The 15,891-nt window shown below is 63.6% G+C and carries 14 protein-coding genes; 8 read left to right on the top strand and 6 right to left on the bottom strand.

The window, feature by feature from the left end:
- Window positions 1–143 precede the first annotated feature (143 nt).
- Complete coding sequence (locus tag GGR46_RS21500; RefSeq protein ID WP_184000037.1) at window positions 144–1,040, bottom strand: LysR family transcriptional regulator; 897 nt, start codon at window positions 1,038–1,040, stop codon at window positions 144–146.
- A 66-nt stretch (window positions 1,041–1,106) separates the two neighbouring features.
- Between GGR46_RS21500 and GGR46_RS21495 the strand changes: the two genes are divergently transcribed.
- The 3 genes from GGR46_RS21495 (at window position 1,107) to GGR46_RS25750 (ending at window position 3,637) form a co-directional block, all read left to right on the top strand.
- Window positions 1,107–2,327 (top strand): MFS transporter, encoded by a 1,221-nt coding sequence (locus tag GGR46_RS21495; protein ID WP_221262878.1) that lies wholly within the window; start codon window positions 1,107–1,109, stop codon window positions 2,325–2,327.
- A 153-nt stretch (window positions 2,328–2,480) separates the two neighbouring features.
- A complete protein-coding gene (locus GGR46_RS21490; RefSeq protein ID WP_246426237.1) occupies window positions 2,481–3,440 on the top strand; it encodes an alpha/beta hydrolase in 960 nt (319 codons plus the stop codon).
- 65 nt (window positions 3,441–3,505) lie between these two features.
- Complete coding sequence (locus tag GGR46_RS25750) at window positions 3,506–3,637, top strand: hypothetical protein (RefSeq protein ID WP_281396618.1); 132 nt, start codon at window positions 3,506–3,508, stop codon at window positions 3,635–3,637.
- Between the two features lie 199 nt (window positions 3,638–3,836).
- Here GGR46_RS25750 and GGR46_RS21485 read toward each other — a convergent pair whose 3' ends face one another.
- From GGR46_RS21485 to GGR46_RS21475, 4 genes are all read right to left on the bottom strand, one after another.
- Window positions 3,837–4,103, bottom strand: coding sequence for a hypothetical protein (locus GGR46_RS21485; RefSeq protein ID WP_184000035.1), 267 nt, complete (start codon window positions 4,101–4,103; stop codon window positions 3,837–3,839).
- Window positions 4,103–4,252, bottom strand: a complete 150-nt coding sequence (locus tag GGR46_RS25235) for a hypothetical protein (protein ID WP_221262877.1) — start codon at window positions 4,250–4,252, stop codon at window positions 4,103–4,105. The genes GGR46_RS21485 and GGR46_RS25235 overlap by 1 nt, the downstream gene beginning before the upstream one ends.
- 268 nt (window positions 4,253–4,520) lie before the next feature.
- A complete protein-coding gene (locus GGR46_RS21480) occupies window positions 4,521–5,780 on the bottom strand; it encodes a ferritin-like domain-containing protein (protein ID WP_184000034.1) in 1,260 nt (419 codons plus the stop codon).
- Window positions 5,781–6,088: 308 nt separating this feature from the next.
- Complete coding sequence (locus GGR46_RS21475) at window positions 6,089–7,495, bottom strand: hypothetical protein (RefSeq protein WP_184000033.1); 1,407 nt, start codon at window positions 7,493–7,495, stop codon at window positions 6,089–6,091.
- A gap of 153 nt (window positions 7,496–7,648) precedes the next feature.
- Between GGR46_RS21475 and GGR46_RS21470 the strand changes: the two genes are divergently transcribed.
- The 5 genes from GGR46_RS21470 to GGR46_RS21450 all read left to right on the top strand — a co-directional run bounded on the left by GGR46_RS21470 (window position 7,649) and on the right by GGR46_RS21450 (window position 15,415).
- The gene (locus GGR46_RS21470) at window positions 7,649–9,004 is read left to right on the top strand and encodes a toll/interleukin-1 receptor domain-containing protein (RefSeq protein ID WP_184000032.1); all 1,356 of its coding nucleotides are present in this window, start codon (window positions 7,649–7,651) and stop codon (window positions 9,002–9,004) included.
- Between the two features lie 983 nt (window positions 9,005–9,987).
- Window positions 9,988–13,548, top strand: coding sequence for an nSTAND3 domain-containing NTPase (locus GGR46_RS21465; protein WP_184000031.1), 3,561 nt, complete (start codon window positions 9,988–9,990; stop codon window positions 13,546–13,548).
- 59 nt (window positions 13,549–13,607) lie between these two features.
- Window positions 13,608–13,928, top strand: coding sequence for a hypothetical protein (locus GGR46_RS21460; protein ID WP_184000030.1), 321 nt, complete (start codon window positions 13,608–13,610; stop codon window positions 13,926–13,928).
- Window positions 13,929–13,970: 42 nt separating this feature from the next.
- Window positions 13,971–14,597, top strand: a complete 627-nt coding sequence (locus GGR46_RS21455) for a restriction endonuclease (protein ID WP_184000029.1) — start codon at window positions 13,971–13,973, stop codon at window positions 14,595–14,597.
- A 638-nt stretch (window positions 14,598–15,235) separates the two neighbouring features.
- On the top strand, window positions 15,236–15,415 hold the full coding sequence (locus tag GGR46_RS21450; protein ID WP_221262876.1) for a hypothetical protein: 180 nt from the start codon (window positions 15,236–15,238) through the stop codon (window positions 15,413–15,415).
- A gap of 87 nt (window positions 15,416–15,502) precedes the next feature.
- On the opposite strand, the gene GGR46_RS21445 is transcribed toward GGR46_RS21450, so the two are convergent.
- Window positions 15,503–15,844, bottom strand: coding sequence for a hypothetical protein (locus GGR46_RS21445; protein ID WP_184000028.1), 342 nt, complete (start codon window positions 15,842–15,844; stop codon window positions 15,503–15,505).
- Window positions 15,845–15,891: the final 47 nt, after the last annotated feature.

The raw sequence follows: 15,891 nt of genomic DNA, 5'->3' as shown, positions 1-15,891 counted from the left end.
ATGCTTTGACACTTGCTGAACGAACGGAAATCTGAGGCTGGGCGGTCCATCCGCGCTCAAGATGGGCCGCTCCGACGCCGGACGGCTATGCGCCCTAGTAACGGACGTTCGCGCGCGATCGTCAGAGGCCCGAAAGCAGACGATCAATCCGCCCGGTGGCGGAGGGCGTCGACCAGGAGTGTGAAGGCCGGCGATTGCTGGCGTCGGCTCGGATAGTAGAGATAGTAGCCGGGAAACGGGGGCGTCCAATCGTCCAGCACGCGTATCAACTCGCCACGTTCGATGTCGCCCGCCACCATGTCCTCGGGAATGAAGCCCAGGCCAACATCTCTGAGCGTCGCCTGCCGGATCACCGCGATGTCATTGACCGTGAGCTGGCCCTCGACCTTTACGTTTACCTCGCGGCCGCCCTTCTCAAATTCCCACGTGTAGACGTTGCCCAGTGTCGCGAAGCGCATATTGATGCAGCGATGAGCGGCGAGATCCTCTGGGCGACGGGGTTTCGGGTGTTGCTTGAAGTAGGCGGGGGTCGCAACCGCCGCCATGCGGATTTCAGGGCCGATGCGTATCGCGATCATGTCGCGAGCGACGCGCTCGCCCATTCGGATGCCGGCGTCGAACCGTTGGCTGACGATGTCCTGCAGCGTGTTGTCCACGACGAGGTCGATCTGAATATCGGGATACTCCGCCAGGAACTTGGCGAGCGCGGGCCAGAGGATCGTCTCCGCGGCGTGATCTACCGTCGTAAGACGGATTTTGCCCGCCGGCTTGTCCCTTAGTTCTGACAAGGCGGCGAGGCCCGTCTCGATCCCCTCCAGATGCGGCAGGATGGTCGCGACCAGCCTCTCGCCCGCCTCGGTCGGCGCGACGCTGCGGGTCGTGCGGGTCAACAGGCGGACGCCTAGCCGCTCTTCAAGGGATCGCATCGCCTGGCTTAGCGCCGAAGCGGAGACACCCAGTTGGGCCGCCGCGCGGGTGAAGCTGCGTTCGCGTGCTACCGCCACAAAGGCGGATAGTTCGGCCATCGGCGGACGCGACATTTTGAAGTCCTGCTTAACGATACATATGCGATATAGCCGCTAATCCGCATGCCGCGAAGCGCCTAAATGGCGCGAATGACATCGAAACAACCCGCCCGGCCAACAGGAGGATGGAGCGCCGTCCTCGCGCTTTCGCTATGCGTCGCGACGCTGATCGCGTCCGAATTCATGCCGATGAGCCTGCTGACCCCGCTCGCTTCGGATCTGCGCGTGACCGAGGGGCAGGCTGGCCAGGCAATCGCTGTATCGGGCGTTTTCGCGGTCGCCACCAGCCTGTTCATTGCCGCCGCCACCCGGGGCCTCGACCGCCGGCTGCTCCTCATGGGCCTGACCGGCACGATGCTGGGGTCGGGCCTGATCGTCGCATTTGCACCGAACTATCCGGTGTTCATGATCGGCCGCGCGCTGATCGGGGTTGTGATCGGCGGCTTCTGGTCGATGTCTGCCGCAAGCGTCATGCGCCTGGTGCCTGAGCGCGACGTGCCGCGCGCACTGGCGTTGCTCAACGGCGGCAACGCGTTGGCGACGACAATCGCCGCCCCGCTCGGGAGTTTCTTGGGCCAGTTCATCGGCTGGCGCGGGGCATTCTTCTGCGTCGTCCCGCTCGCGGTCATCACGCTGGCTTGGCAGTATCTGACCCTGCCCAGCATGCCCTCGCGTCAGAGCGCCGACAGTCTCGCGACCGTGCGGTTGCTCGCGCAGCGGAGGGTCACACTTGGCATGGTAGCGCTTGCCGCGTTCTTCGGCGCGCAGTTCACGTTGTTCACCTACCTGCGACCGTTCCTCGAAACCGCTACCGGTGTCGGCGTCAATACGATATCGGCAATCCTGCTGGCGATGGGTGTTGCCGGGCTGGCCGGAACCTACGCGATCGGTCGATTGGTCGTGCACCGGCTTCATCCGATCCTGGTTGCGATGCCGGTCGTAATGGCGGCTCTGGGTATGGGCATCATCGCGTTTGGCTCATCCGCCGGTGTCGTTGCCATTCTGCTCGCGGTCTGGGGGTTCGTCGGGACCGCTGCCCCGGTCGCGTGGTGGACCTGGCTCAGCCGGATCTTGCCCGACGACGCCGAAGCCGGCGGCGGGCTGCTCGTCGCGGTGGTGCAGCTGGCGCTCACGGCCGGCGCCGCAATCGGCGGGTTGCTGTTCGATTGGGTCGGCTACGAAGTGACCTTCGGGCTCAGCGTCGCGCTGTTCGCACTGTCCGCGATCTTCGCCCTGCTTACCGTCCGCGCCAGAAAAGCAAGCCGGGACGCCATCGGTGCGTCGCATCCCCAACGAGCCTGAACGAAAGAAGGAGACGATCAGATGTCACATCAGGATCAGCAATTCAGCCGCCGCGCGCTGATGAAAGTTGGCGGAACGGGAACCGCTCTGCTTCTCGCCGGCACCGCATCCGCCGCCGCCAATGCCGGCCAGAATAAGGAGTCCGCCATGTCAATGACCAAGACTTGGGACAAGGTTTTCCCCAAGAGCGATCGGGTCGATCACGCGAAGGTCACCTTCGCCAACCGCTACGGCATCACCCTGGTTGGTGACCTCTATCTGCCCAAGGACCGCGGTGGCGTGCGGCTGCCAGCGCTGGTCGTCGTGGGCCCCTTTGGTGCGGTGAAGGAACAGTCTTCGGGCCTCTACGCCCAGACGATGGCGGAGCGCGGCTTCGCGACGCTGGCCTTCGACGCATCGTTCACCGGCGAGAGCGGTGGGAGCCCGCGCAACCTGGCGTCGCCCGACATCAATACCGAGGACGTCAGCGCGGCGGTCGATTACCTGGGCCTCCACGAGGCGGTCGATCGCGAGCGGATCGGCGTGATCGGCATTTGCGGCTTCGGCGGTATGGCGCTGAACGCTGTCGCGGTGGACAAGCGGGTCAAGGCCGTCGTCGCAAGCACGATGTATGACATGAGCCGTGTTATGTCGAAGGGCTATAACGACAGTGTCACCTCCGCGCAGCGTACGCAGACGCTCGAACAACTGAGCTGGCAGCGCTGGGACGACGCCAGGAACGGCAAGCCCGCCTACAACCCGCCGCACAACGAGCTGAAGGGCGGGGAGGCCCAGTTCCTCCTAGATTATCACGATTACTACAAGACGCCCCGCGGCTTCCATCCGCGGGCAGTCAACTCGACCGGTTCGTGGACGAGGACCACGGCGCTGTCGTTCATGAACATGCCGCTGCTGACCTACATCAAGGAGATCGCGCCGCGGCCAGTGCTGCTGATCCATGGCGAGAAGGCGCACTCACGCTACTTCAGCGAGACGGCCTATGCCGCAGCCGCCGAGCCCAAGGAGTTGATGATCATCCCGGGTGCGGTCCACACCGACCTCTACGACCGGATGGACAAGATTCCGTTCGATCGGATCACCGACTTTTTCCGCGAGAATCTGATAGCCGCCTGACCGCGGCGCTCCGCAAGCATGGGTGGCAGCGTAGCCACCCATGCTTGGATTGAAGGAACACCGGAATGATAGCCTCAACGGCCGAGGTGACCGAGGCAGTCGGGAAAGGCGTCCGCTCGTTCGAGGGGGCCGAGGGCAACGTGTCGCTCGACGATCTCAACGCCTGCGACGGGATCATCTTTGGCTCACCGACCTGAAGCGGGTCCCCTCGGCTAACGCCTCCAGCGGAAGCCGACCGTAGGCTTTCGGCCCAAGAGCCGATTGGCTGCTGCTGGCGGAAGCTGCCGGCCAGAAATGCGCCCTAACTTCGGTCGTTCGCGCAGTCCCTCAGCTATCCTGAATACCGCCGCCTCTTCAGCCACGCCGCTACGGCAGCTATTGGGTGGAAAGCTGCCGTCAGATGCCACCCATCGCGTTGCCGACCACGGTCGTCGCGATGAGGGAGGTGGCGAGCAGTGCGCATGCCATGAGCAAACGGTTCAAGCCTCGGTTGATCACTGCGCCAGTCGCGAGTGGCAACGCGACCATCCAAGTCGCATGCCAAGGGCTTGGAGGCATTCCCAGCTTAATGGTGGCGAAGGTGATAAACGAAATCAGAATGGCGATTGCCGCCATCTGCGTCAGAGCCCGGTAGACAGGGATGAAAGTTCCAGAGGCGACCATCAGGCCAGCTTCACGAAAATCACGAATGTCTGCAAGTGGGGCGTTTGCAGCCGGGCCGTTTTTGGATCGGCCGTCTCACCGATGAACGGCCAACTATGGGTGGAAAGCAGATAGTCTGCTTTTAAAGCCAACTCGCAAGAAGCGGACATACCGGTCCAAACCAAACAGCCCCTCTTAGGTGCAATTCCATTGGCACCTTATATGTAAGCAGGATGGGACGGGGTCCCATCCTGCGTATATGCGCCCCAGAGCCGGTCATAGCCGAGGCAGTGCGCCGATCCCGAAAGCCGACATCGTAACTTAGGTGCTGACTGCGGAATTCGCGAACGTACACGAGCCGGGCGAGAGTGCCAGAACCCATCGCTCCCGCTCACGCCCACTGGGGGAACGGGGCAGGTCCAAGTTGACGCCTCGCCGTTAGGCGACCGAATCGTCCGGCGTGGAGCGCAGGCGTGCCGCCTGGCTCTGCAGGATCTGCCCGACATGGGCGCATTTGGGGTCCGCTACATCCATCGCATCGACTGCAGCGTAGAGCTCGTCCATCCGCTCCACATATAGCTCGTGAGCGCTCGGCCCCTGCGGAAGCGCGGATGCTTCCCGCAGCGCCGTAAACGACACGCCTGCATTGCAGCCGGGGTTCGAAGGCCCGGCGGGAAGCCGCGCAGCGCGCGTACCCATCGCATCGATGGCGTGCATCAGCGCAACGGCGCAACCGGTATATAACGCCTTCCGTGCGTCCGGCCGCGGTACGGCGTAGGCTCCGGCCAGGAGACGCAGGGCGAGCACATAGATCGCATTCGCCACATCCACGGTCGCGACCGCTTCAGGATTCTCGAGCCACACCTTCCCTTCGGGATGCGGCGGCTTGCGCAATACCGGATTGACCGCAGCTGGATGCGCCGGCGCGAAATCGGGGTTCGCAGCCTTGAGCTCCCGGAATTCGTCGCGGATCGTGAGGAACTGGGCGAAGTGGGAATTCTCGCGGTGCTCAGGAGCACCTTCGCCTTCGACCACGATCTCGGTGAGCGCGGCGAGTGCGCTGTCGAGATCGACAACCTCGGTTGCGCCCCTCAGCCAGGTTTCGGTGCGGCTGAGCTGGAGTGCCGGATCGCCACAAAAGACTTCGCGCTCGCCAAGCCGATCGACCAGCGAACGCAGATCCGTTTCCACGCGCTGGTAGAAATCGCCGATCGTCGCATAGTCATAGCCCGTGGGAGTCAGACGAAGTGGAACGGGCGTGCGCACCTCTATTTCGGGAGGTGCGAAGCTTTCGCCATCCGGTTCATCGGAGCCGTCCGGCCGCTCCAGATAGATGAAGTGTTGAAGCACCTCTTCGCTGAACGGCGCGAGCTTCACCACGATGTTTGCCGGAAGATAGCCCGGTTCGAGCGGAAAATTCGTTCGCCCGAAGCGGGGAGCCCCGCCCAGCGAGGACGTGATGTTCCAAACCGCCGCCAAATGGCTCATCTCATCGACGGCAACCGCTATGATCGCGCGCCGCCATCGGGTGACGGCTTCTGCCTCTTGCGGCAGCAATCCCTCCTCCTCCTCGCCATCCTTCAGGCTGAAGGCGGCATAAAGATAGGTGCACATCAGATCCTGCTCGAGCTCCGCCGCTTCGTACAGCGCATGCAGCAGACCTTCTCGGGTTACCGGATGGTCGGATTTTTTGGTCATGATCGCTCCTCGCCGGAGCAACCGCTCCGATCGAGCGACCGGTAGGCCACCATGCCAGAAGCCTGTAGCTCTTCCAGGAAGTGGTTTTCCTCGTCAGACGCAGCAGGCTCCCTATGCCCTTTCGACAGGTTGACTGAACCTCGGGACAAACGCTGCCATTCATACCCGATAGAGGCAATTCAAGGCGGTCAGGCGGCAAAGCGCCCTAATATCGGTCGCTCGACGTGAACACGCGCGATCCCAAAAGCGGTCGCTCATTTATGCCGCGAGCTACGTACGCTAGTGGGCGAGGAGCAGTCATATGCTTTCTAAGGACGGCCAGCGGGTTCGGTTGCCGGACGATCATCGTCGTTGTCGCGGTAGCGGCCACCGAACTTGATCCGGTCGAGTCCGTCGAGAAACTGGACGTGGGTCGTCAACACCGACAGTCCCTCGATCGCCCTGACGAAGGCGAGGAAAGCGTGCCGAAACAATCGGTCCGCAACCTGCTCGTTGTCCATCCCGCGTAGGTGGTGCACCGCGCGCGAGCGCAGGCCATAGGCCGCCTTGTAGTCGGCGACGGTACGCTGGCGGTCTTCGCGCCCAGATGCGGTCAGGAACGCGAGCCGTTCACCGACCATCTGCTGGAGCGGCTCGTTCTGGTCGCGCAGCAACAGGCATTCGAGCGCGGTGATCGCCCCGACCAGCCGGTCAACCGGCTCGAACTGGCCGATCGCGCGAGCAAAAGCGAAGAAGGCCGGGCGAACATGCGCAGCATAGTCGTTGAGCGCGGTACCGTCGAAGAATATGGCGAGACTCGCGAAGTTTGTCGCGGTCAGGCGCTCGATCTCGGGGGCGCCGAGCTTCCACATCGCGAGGCCGCCATGCAGCCACTGGCGGCTATAGCCCGCCAGCCGCTCGCCATCGAGCTTCATTACCAGTGTTTGCGGGACCGTCTTAATGCCCCAGGGCTGGACGAGGCTGGGCACGGTCGACGAGATCGCGCCGGGCGACATGAAGCGCAGCACGCCCGCAATGTCGTCGGCGATTTCGCGCGCCTGGCTATCGGCGAAGCGCGGTTCGCCGGTCACACGCACCGCGACCGCGGCCAGATTGGCCGCCGTTTCTCCCAGCGCATCCGCGCTCTTGCCCGCGTCCGGATCGTCGGGGCGGCGGGCCCGGGCCTCAGCCGCCGCGCGCTCGAACAGCTCGGGCGGGATCGTTCGGACCCTGACCGCGCCCAGCGTGAAGTCATGCTCGACTTCGACGCCGACCAGCGGAAGGAGGAAGTCATGCGTGCTCCATGCCTCGGCACAATGGTCGAGCAGGAACGCCACGAACGGACCGGCGTCTTCGCACTTATGCTTTGCCGCGCACCATGTCGTGACCGCCTCTTCGAGAAAGTGATCGGAAAACCCGTTCGTGAAGGGCGATTTACGTCGAATGCGTTCGACCAGCTCGCGCAGCGCGCGATAATTGTCACCGGTCAGCGCGTAATCGGTTCCGTCGCGATAATACCACCAGCCGGTCAGCTTGTTCGCGAAATCGACATAGGCAGCCACAGGTGGCGAAGAAATGGCGTGGATGGTCTCCATCGTGTGGCGCGTCGTGAAGGGTTCTGCGCGCTCTTGCCGGGGCCGTGGTTCGAACCGATCGAGCAGCGCCAGTGCTAATTCCTCGAAAGATGCCGCGGCCTTCGAATGCAGCGCGGTACGGTCGAAAGCGGGGGGTTCCATAACGATGGACTAGCAGCCTCAAGGGCAGCGATCCACGCCGTGGCGCGCTGCTCCCCTGTGATGCCGGGCTGGGACGGCCATGGATGACCCGGCGCTCCGGTCGTCCTATATCCGGTCGACGGGGCTGGCGTGCAGCCCGGTGCCGGAGCGACCATGCCGAGCGTATTCATCTGCCATGCCAGCGAGGACAAGGAGGCGATCGCGCGACCGCTCGCGCATGCGCTCCGCGAACGACATGTCGATGTCTGGTACGACGAATTCTCGCTTACCGTCGGCCAAGGCCTGATGGCGAGCATCGACAAGGGTCTGGCGAAAGCCGATTACGGCGTCGTCATCGTCTCGCCGGCATTTTTCCGGAAACGCTGGACGCAGCGCGAGCTGAGCGGGCTGGTTGCGCGGCAAATGGCCGGTGCCGGTGATATCATCCTTCCGGTCTGGCACGAGATCGATCGCGACAGCATCATCGCCCATTCACCGCCCTTGGCCGATATCGTCGCGGCATCTTCGGATGCCGGTATGGCCGATGTCGTCGAACGCTTGCTGCGCACGATCCGCCCCACGGCAAGTCCGTTGGTCATCGCCCGCAATCGCCTCGCCGACCTTGGTGTCGATACACCCTCGATCGCGGATGACTGGTGGATCGACCTCACCGAGTTGAAACAATCTATCTTCGCCGACCCCGACTGCACGCAACGATGGATCTTCCCATTGCCGTCGCCTTACGAGAACGATGAATATGACCGCGGGGCGAACCTCGCGTCGACCGCGCTCCAGTTCGACTGGTGTTATGAGGCCGAAGACCGCGACCTTTGCCAATTTACCCATCCGGACATTCTGCATGCCTTCCTTCGCGCGCATCCCGGTCTGATGGAAACGGCGCGCGCCAACCCCGGCACGCTTGCCATGTACGCCCCGCAACTGACCTTGCCCGAGTTCGACTCAGGATTTGCCGATGTGTTCGACGCATTGCTCGATCCCGCGCGCACCGACGCCTATGAAAGTGTCGGCTATGGCGGTTGGGAGACGGTCGATGGCGAGAAGCCCACTTGTGGCGAATTGATCGTCTGGCGGCATCCGACCTTCGGCGGTCTGACCCATCGCCATCTCGCTTATTCGTTCGTGAACAGCCACGATCATCACTATTCGCGCCGATCGCACTCCGCTCTCGACTGCGCGACGTGGCTGCTCGCCGACGAATCGTCCTGGCTGCCGAGGCGCATCGCCGCGCCCCTGATCGAGGGCTTCACCGCGCGTCATCTATGGATTAACGACGTCAACAATTTCGACAATCCCCTGATCGATGCGCTGTACCGCCGCAGCCGCAAGGCGTTCCGGCTGACGCGCACTGTGCGCGCCGGCGCAGAGGAATTGTTCGGTGAGATCGCGGCCGGCCTCCGCCTCCTCACGCCACCAGCGACACTCGTCGACCGGTTTGTTGCCAACGGCTTCATCGATGGCTGGTACGACGAGCAAGAGCGAAGGGCTGAGCTCCGCAGGAAACGACCCTGATCGCCGCGACCGCGACTCTGCGTCGGCGCCTCAGGCGAGAATGCCGAGCGATCGCTCCACGCTGAGCAGAAACGATCCACATATTCGGCACGCGTCGCGACCAGACACCCCAGATCGGAAGGCCAGCCCCACACCACGCCGGTGACTTGCGCCAGCGCTGGCGTCCATGGTTCGCCCGCCATCTTGGCCGCGACGAACCGGCAGTCCCAGACGATCGAGCCGCTCAGGCCGGGCGGCACCGGCAAGCCCTTCGCGCCGATCACCTGGGTCGCGAGATCGGGGCGATAATCGACGCCGAAATGGTAGCGCGGGTCGAACCGCGCATCGGGCGGAAGTGGCACTTCGCGCGCGACCGAGCAGGTGGCCTCCGAAATCAGGCTCTCGAAATGGAATCCGACGCGCTCGCCAGCGAAACCACTCAGGGCAAGGAGCTCGCCCGGCACCGGGTGGTGGCCGATCACGATATCGTCGACCTCGATGGGCGCCGAGTCGTGGGTCGAGTGCCATACGGTTTTGGGCACCGGCAGCACTGCCAGATCGAGCGGGGCCGGATAGTGCGCGTGATCACCCGTGAACCGCCAGAGAATATCCTGTCCGCTGAGTTGCGATGCCAGCGGCTGGGTCGGCGAGCGCGCGGCTGCGACATGCTCGTTGGTCAGCACGAACGTGCGGTCGCCCAAGGCAATAAAGCCGCCGCTGCCCCAGCCCTCGCCATGATCACCACGATCGAAAAACACCGGTGCGCGCCGTGCGGCAAGATGAGCCGTCATGTTGGCGACCACCAACGGCACCGCCTCGTTCCAATCGTCTTCGGTGAACAGGAGAGGGGTTTCGGCGTCCATGGCGTACCCTTACCATGATTGGTACGATCGAGGACCCGGCATGGCTGTGGGCTAGGCTGCCCGGCGGCGTCAGGTGCAAAGGCGCGCGAATGGATCGGTAATTGCTCGACGCGGCCGGTCGACCCGTGCCACATCGGCGCGATGAGTGGGGAGAATGTCGGCGGCGGTGCGGATGCCCAGGCGGGCCTCGATTACCAGATCGACGTGTCCATCTGGTTCGCGCTTGACCTCATCTTGGCGCGGCGCCTTGCCGACAGCATCGAGCTCGAACCCGCGTCGCAGGAGGATCTCGAAGCCGATCTCGACGAGGACGAGGCGGGACCCATCGTCAGCCAGTCGCGCATGGCTCCCGGGACCGGCGCTTACCGCCTGGTCGTTCAAGCCAAACTCAGGTCGGGCGATCCCTGGCGCGTGAGTGACATGGTTCGGCTGCTGCAACATGGCACGCGCCGCGTGCCGCCAGCCGCGCGCCTCGCCGAGTCCGATATCCGTTATTTGCTCGTCACCAGCGCGGCACTCAGTGGCGGCGCCAAAGCGTTGCGCATCCATCAGCCTGCGGTCTGGCCGCAGGCGGCATTGCCCAGCGACATTGCCGCGATCCTACCGCCCGACGCGGCGGGGCGTGTTGCGGTTCTCTCAAACTACGAGCCCGACCGCATCGAGACGCGGATCAAGGAGTTGCTCACCGAAGCGTTTCGCGTGCCGTTTGCGCTGTGGGAGTCGTGCCGTGACGCGCTGCGGGCCGGTGCGCATAGCCGCGTACGGCGAACAGGCACGAATATCTGGACGCGGGCCGATCTCGTCGCGATCGTTGCGCAGCACGAAGGCTATTTCGCCAGTTCACCGGACCTCGACGACTTCGTGCATCCGACCAACTGGTCTGAGTTGAAGCGGTTGATCGCGGACCGGCACGCCGCGATGATCGTCGGCCAGTCGGGGACCGGCAAGACCTTATCGACCGATATGCTGTTCGATGAATTGTCTGCCGACATCCCGGGCCTGAGGCGCAAGCGTGCCCGGACCCCTGAAGACATTCGCCACTATCGCGAGCCCGGGCCTGTGCTGTTCGATATCGAAGACCCGTGGGGCCGGTACAGTTTCGACGCTGCGGGTCGCGACTGGATCGATCAATTGCACGGCTTTATGGCGGGCGCGCGTGCCGATCGCATCGTCGTCGCGACCTCGCGGCTCGACGTCGGTCGCGACGCTAAGGCGCTCGCTAGACTGGAGCCGTGGGCCTTCGCGCTCGAATCCGAGCATTACGGCGCGCCCGAACGCCGCCAGCTCTATCGTCGACGGGTCGATCGGTTGCGCGCTTTCGACGTGCGCCTCCTCGCATCGCTGTCGGAGCAACGCGTGCTCGACGAGCTGCAGACCCCGCTCGAAATTCAGAAGTTTTTCGACGCCATGCGCCTGGTCGAACCCGACGAAGCGCGCGACGCACCAGATGTCGCGATCCGCGCGGCGATCTCCAGGGCGCACGAAACGTCCATCGAGGCAACGATCGCCCAGCAGATCGAGGCGCGTAGCGACGTCAAGGCGGCGGCGGTCCTGTGGGGCCTGCTGATCGACCGGCAATCGATTTCGTTCGAGGATCTCGGCATCATCGAGGACGGTCTTGCTCGCGCCGATCGAAGCATGGAACGCGGCATTGCGCCGCTCGCCAGCTTCCTCGTCGCCGCCCGCAATTTTCGCCAGAAGGATAATCTGCTCAGCATCTATCACGGCCGTGACGAGAAGGGCTTGCTCAACACCATTCGCGCGCATCCGGTGGCGGCGCGCATCACGCTTGGCAGGCTGCTTGACTTGCTTGCAATCACGCCGCTCGCCGATGGAACGCTCCACGTCGAACGCGCTGCGACGCTTTTGGCAGCCATAAAGCCGGTCAGCGAACTAACGTTCCAGCCAAGCCAGGTCGCCCAGGACGCGATAGATGCGTGGCTTGCGTCGGTTCTGGCGGTCGTTGGTGCGGATCTCGATCGCCAATTGCAGCTCGCCGCAGCGATCGGTTCTCCTGCGCTCGTCGAAGCGGAGATCGCCCGCTGGTTGCTGCACCGCCCGCGCCGGCGCGACGCCATGTTCCTGATGGAATGGGGACCGCCGCGGCAGGACCGTGGCTGGGCCGCGCGGATGGCGGCATCGCCAAGGGTAAAATCACTTCTCGAACGCTTTATCCGCGAGCGGCTGGCGTTCGGGCGCGATCACTATCCGCGCGATTTCATCGAGAAGGCCGAGCGGCTGGCCGGCGATCTTACTCCGGCGTTTGTCGATGGCGCCTACGAGACGGTTGCTTATGGGGTGCTGCGCTCTGAAGAGACCGTATTTGCAGGTGCTCTCCGCAATATCGACGCTTGTTCGCGCGTGCTTGATCGCGCGATCGAGATCAGCACCCCGACGCCAGCCGAAGCCGCCGAATGGGACAAGAACTGGCTGGCGATGGAGAATGACGAGTTCAGCCCAGGCTATGTCGAATCGCTCGGCGATAATGATGACGGCTTCTCCGCTAGGGAATTTATCGAGGCGTACACTCACGAACTGCGCGCAATGCGCGGATGGCGCGCGCTCCGCGATCATCCACGACGCGGCGACTTGCTGCCGCAATGGTTGCGCATCCTGAGCCGGCCGCAAGGTCTGCCAGAGGCCGAGGAGATGCTCGCACTGCAGCCGATCGTTGTGGGGACCCAAACCGAAGGCGACTATTGGTTTGTCGCCCGGCAGCATTGGCAGGGGGCGCTGGCGCCCGCACTTGCAGCGCGCGTCACGGCCGGAGCAGCCGACATGCGATCGCGTGTCCGAGCAGTGGAGTGTCTGCTCACGCACGCCCCCGATCGCATCGCGCTCATCAGTTCGGACCTCGAAAGATCGAACAGGTATGGTCGCCTCGCCGATTTAGGCATCGAATTGTCAATCGCCGTTGCCGCCGGAGCGCGAACCGACCTTACCGGATTAGGCTTGCCGGCGCTTGTCCTAGACCTTGCACGACTGAGGTCAGCGGTCGATGTCGACGAGCCGGTGACGATCGACACGGCGGTCGCCACGGCTATCGCCGCGCTGCCCGCAGATAGCGAGGCGTTCAGGCACTTCCGCACGCAACTTGGCATGCGCGGTGGTGTCGCCGTTCAGACGGACATCGAGTGGCTGCTTGAGCATTCCGACGAGCAGAATTTCGCCGTCGACGCGATCAATTGCGCGGTCCAGCAGGGCTGGACGGATGTGATGGAGCGCGCAACCGCGCATCGCTTCGGGCACGTGGCGGCGATTGCCGTCACGGCGCTCGCGCCGCGGCCGCCAACGCCTTTGCCGCGCGAAATTCTCGCGCGCCTCGACGCTCGAGGGCGCCCCCTGCGCGCCGCCTTTCTCGCCTTGCTCGAGCAGCGCCCGACAGCCGATTCCATACCACCGTTGCTCAAACTGGCCGCCGACAGATTGTCCAACCAGGACTCTCACGACAATGCCAACAGCCTGCCGATCGCGCGCCGAGCAATCGCGATTTTGGCGCAGCACGCGGATTTCGACCTAGGGGCGGCATCGACTCTCCTCGACATTGCACGCACGACCGACGATCCCTCCCTCCGCCGTTCGATCACCGATTTGCTGGCAACGCGACCAAGCCTCCAGTCTTTGCTGCTCGCCACGGCCACCGCGCGTGGCCCGGCCGCGCTGCGGGTCGCTGCTATCTGGTCGCTGCTATCTGGTCGCTGATCGGCGCCGAGCACCTTCTGAGCGACGCCGCAACTGTAACTATCACGTCCGAACTCGTTTTGAGCCAGCCCGTTCGTATCGCCTTCGGCCTCGCGCTTATTGTCGGCTGGCGCGGGTCACGCGACCAAGTCCGGTCGGTCGCCAACGCGCTGTCGGCGGCGCCGCTGCGCCGTGTGTTCCTCGTTGCGCTCGCTCGCGCTCGCCTCGATCAAGATCCTGATGGCGCCCGCGAGGTGGCGGATCATCTGCCCGCCGGCCATGTCGCGCAGCGCTGGGCGTTGGGCGAGGATGTCGGCGCCATCTACGCCGACACATTGAGCGAGCTGGGCAGTGTCGCGGCTGTTGCGGAGATCCTGCCGTTCGTTCGGCGAGACGGGTAGGCGAGGTCGGGACGCGCGGGACGATCGCTTAGGGAGGGGTGCATGGACAGGAATGACGGCAAGGATCTCGAGCAGCAGGTCGCCAATTTGGTCGAGGGTCTCATCGCCTCCGGCGACCTGCCCTATCGCCCGGAGCTCGTGCGCTTTCGCGAGAAGGCCAAATACTATTCCCGCACGCGGGAGGCCGAGGTAGATTTCGAGAACGTGCTCGAAGTCTATGTGAAGGACAATATGGGGAAGGAAGGCGCGCAGCCGACCCATGTCATCGTCTTCGAGTGCAAGGATCATGGTCGTGCGGTTGAGGTCAAGCTGATCGACGAGCTCGTTGGCCGCCTCGCCGGCGGGTACGGCTTCAACATGAAGGGCTATGTGGTGACCCGCAAAGGGTTCCAGTCCGGTGCGCTCGCCACCGCGAGAAACAACGGCATCGGCCTCATCAAAATTATGCCGGACGACAAGATCAAGTTCTTCGCCCATCTGCAGACGATCGTCTCGATAGAGCGTGATCGCCGTGAATTTCCTCGTCGTGCGCAGCAGGCGCTGCTCAATCCGAACTACGAGTCCGGCGGCGAATCGTTTTACGCTGCTGATGATGGCTATGTGTTTTCATCGCTCGCCGGCGTGCTAGGCCGTCATTTCCGAGAGGCAGGACTTGAGGCCGGGGAATAATCTCGGCACCTCAATAATTGCTCGATCTGGCGCGAATAAATGGGGCACTGGTCCCAATTCGATGACGTTCTCTCTGGCCCAACTCAGCCCTTGGAGCGATCATTTACGACAACGTCCGGTCTGCAGTCCGGCAAGCGCAAAGCCGTCAGTCGGCTTTCGGCCCAAAAGCCGCCGTCAAACCGGGTGGCCCTAAGCAGGTCCTCCGTGTCACCAGCGAGCGCCTGGCGCGCTGGTCGAAATCCAGCGACTCTCGGGACCGAGTCCACGCCATTGAGTCGTGCGGGCGGAGACGGGACGATGGAGACCGTGAAGATCGGGCGATCAACCTTCATCCTCTATCCGAGCCTGAAGCGGCTATTCGAACGCGGCTGACTTGCTTCGCGTTGTGTCGGCCAAGCACCGGATGCAGGCTACGGATTTGTTTTGGAAAGCTCGGGTGCCTTGCTCCCGGGGCATCCATCACGATTGCAAAGCGTCGTCACGATTGAACGACGGCGATCGGGAACGCCTAGGGGTGCGACGGCGTCGCCGCGGGGCGCCAACGCGCCAGAGATCGAAATTGAACAGTCGCATTCATCGATACGGTCGCCGAGCAGCCGGGGCTCGGAGCTCTCATAAAGGCTGGCCCCGCCTGGGGGATGGTACGACAGCTCGATGCCAACAACCTCGCGCCGATCGAAGGATCCAACGGTCTGCTGCTCCACGGTGTCTATCACATGCCCAACAAGCTCGGCGTGGATGAGTGCTGCATCTGGGGCGACTATTTCTATCTTGAGGCGCTGGTCCGCATGCGCCGCATCTGGAGGCGCTATTGGTGACCTTCCGCCCCAATTATTGCCATTCTCGCGGTCGAGCGGCGATCCGATAGCGGTCATCCGATCGCGTGGGGCCGACCCGTTGAAGTTTCAGCGGGGAGCGACCAGCGCGCCGGCGGCCCGCAACCTGTTGCCCGCACAATATCCCATCACCACCGTCGCCCAACCAAGCGCGTGCGAACTGCCAAACAGATCCGCAGCCAGACCGGCGACCAGAACGACTGCGCCAATACCGCAAGCTCGCAGGATCATCGTTGCGGGGATATGGACGTCCATCACGACCCTACCAGTCGAATACGCGCCGACCGCCATCGCGACCGCGAGGATCAAGGAGACCAAACTCTGCTCGCGTGCCACCGCGATGGCGGCGAGCAACGCATAAGCCAACGCCATGAACGCCTGCAATGTCCGCAGATTGATCGATGGAGGCATGCATCCCGCCCACAGAAATAGGGAGTGACTTCATTCCAAAGTCTACT

This window comes from Sphingomonas kyeonggiensis (genome assembly GCF_014196745.1).
In the GTDB taxonomy this organism is placed as follows: Bacteria; Pseudomonadota; Alphaproteobacteria; order Sphingomonadales; family Sphingomonadaceae; genus Sphingomonas; species Sphingomonas kyeonggiensis.
The sequence above is the reverse complement of the archived record's forward strand: the minus strand, read 5'-3'. Positions and strand labels throughout refer to the sequence as shown.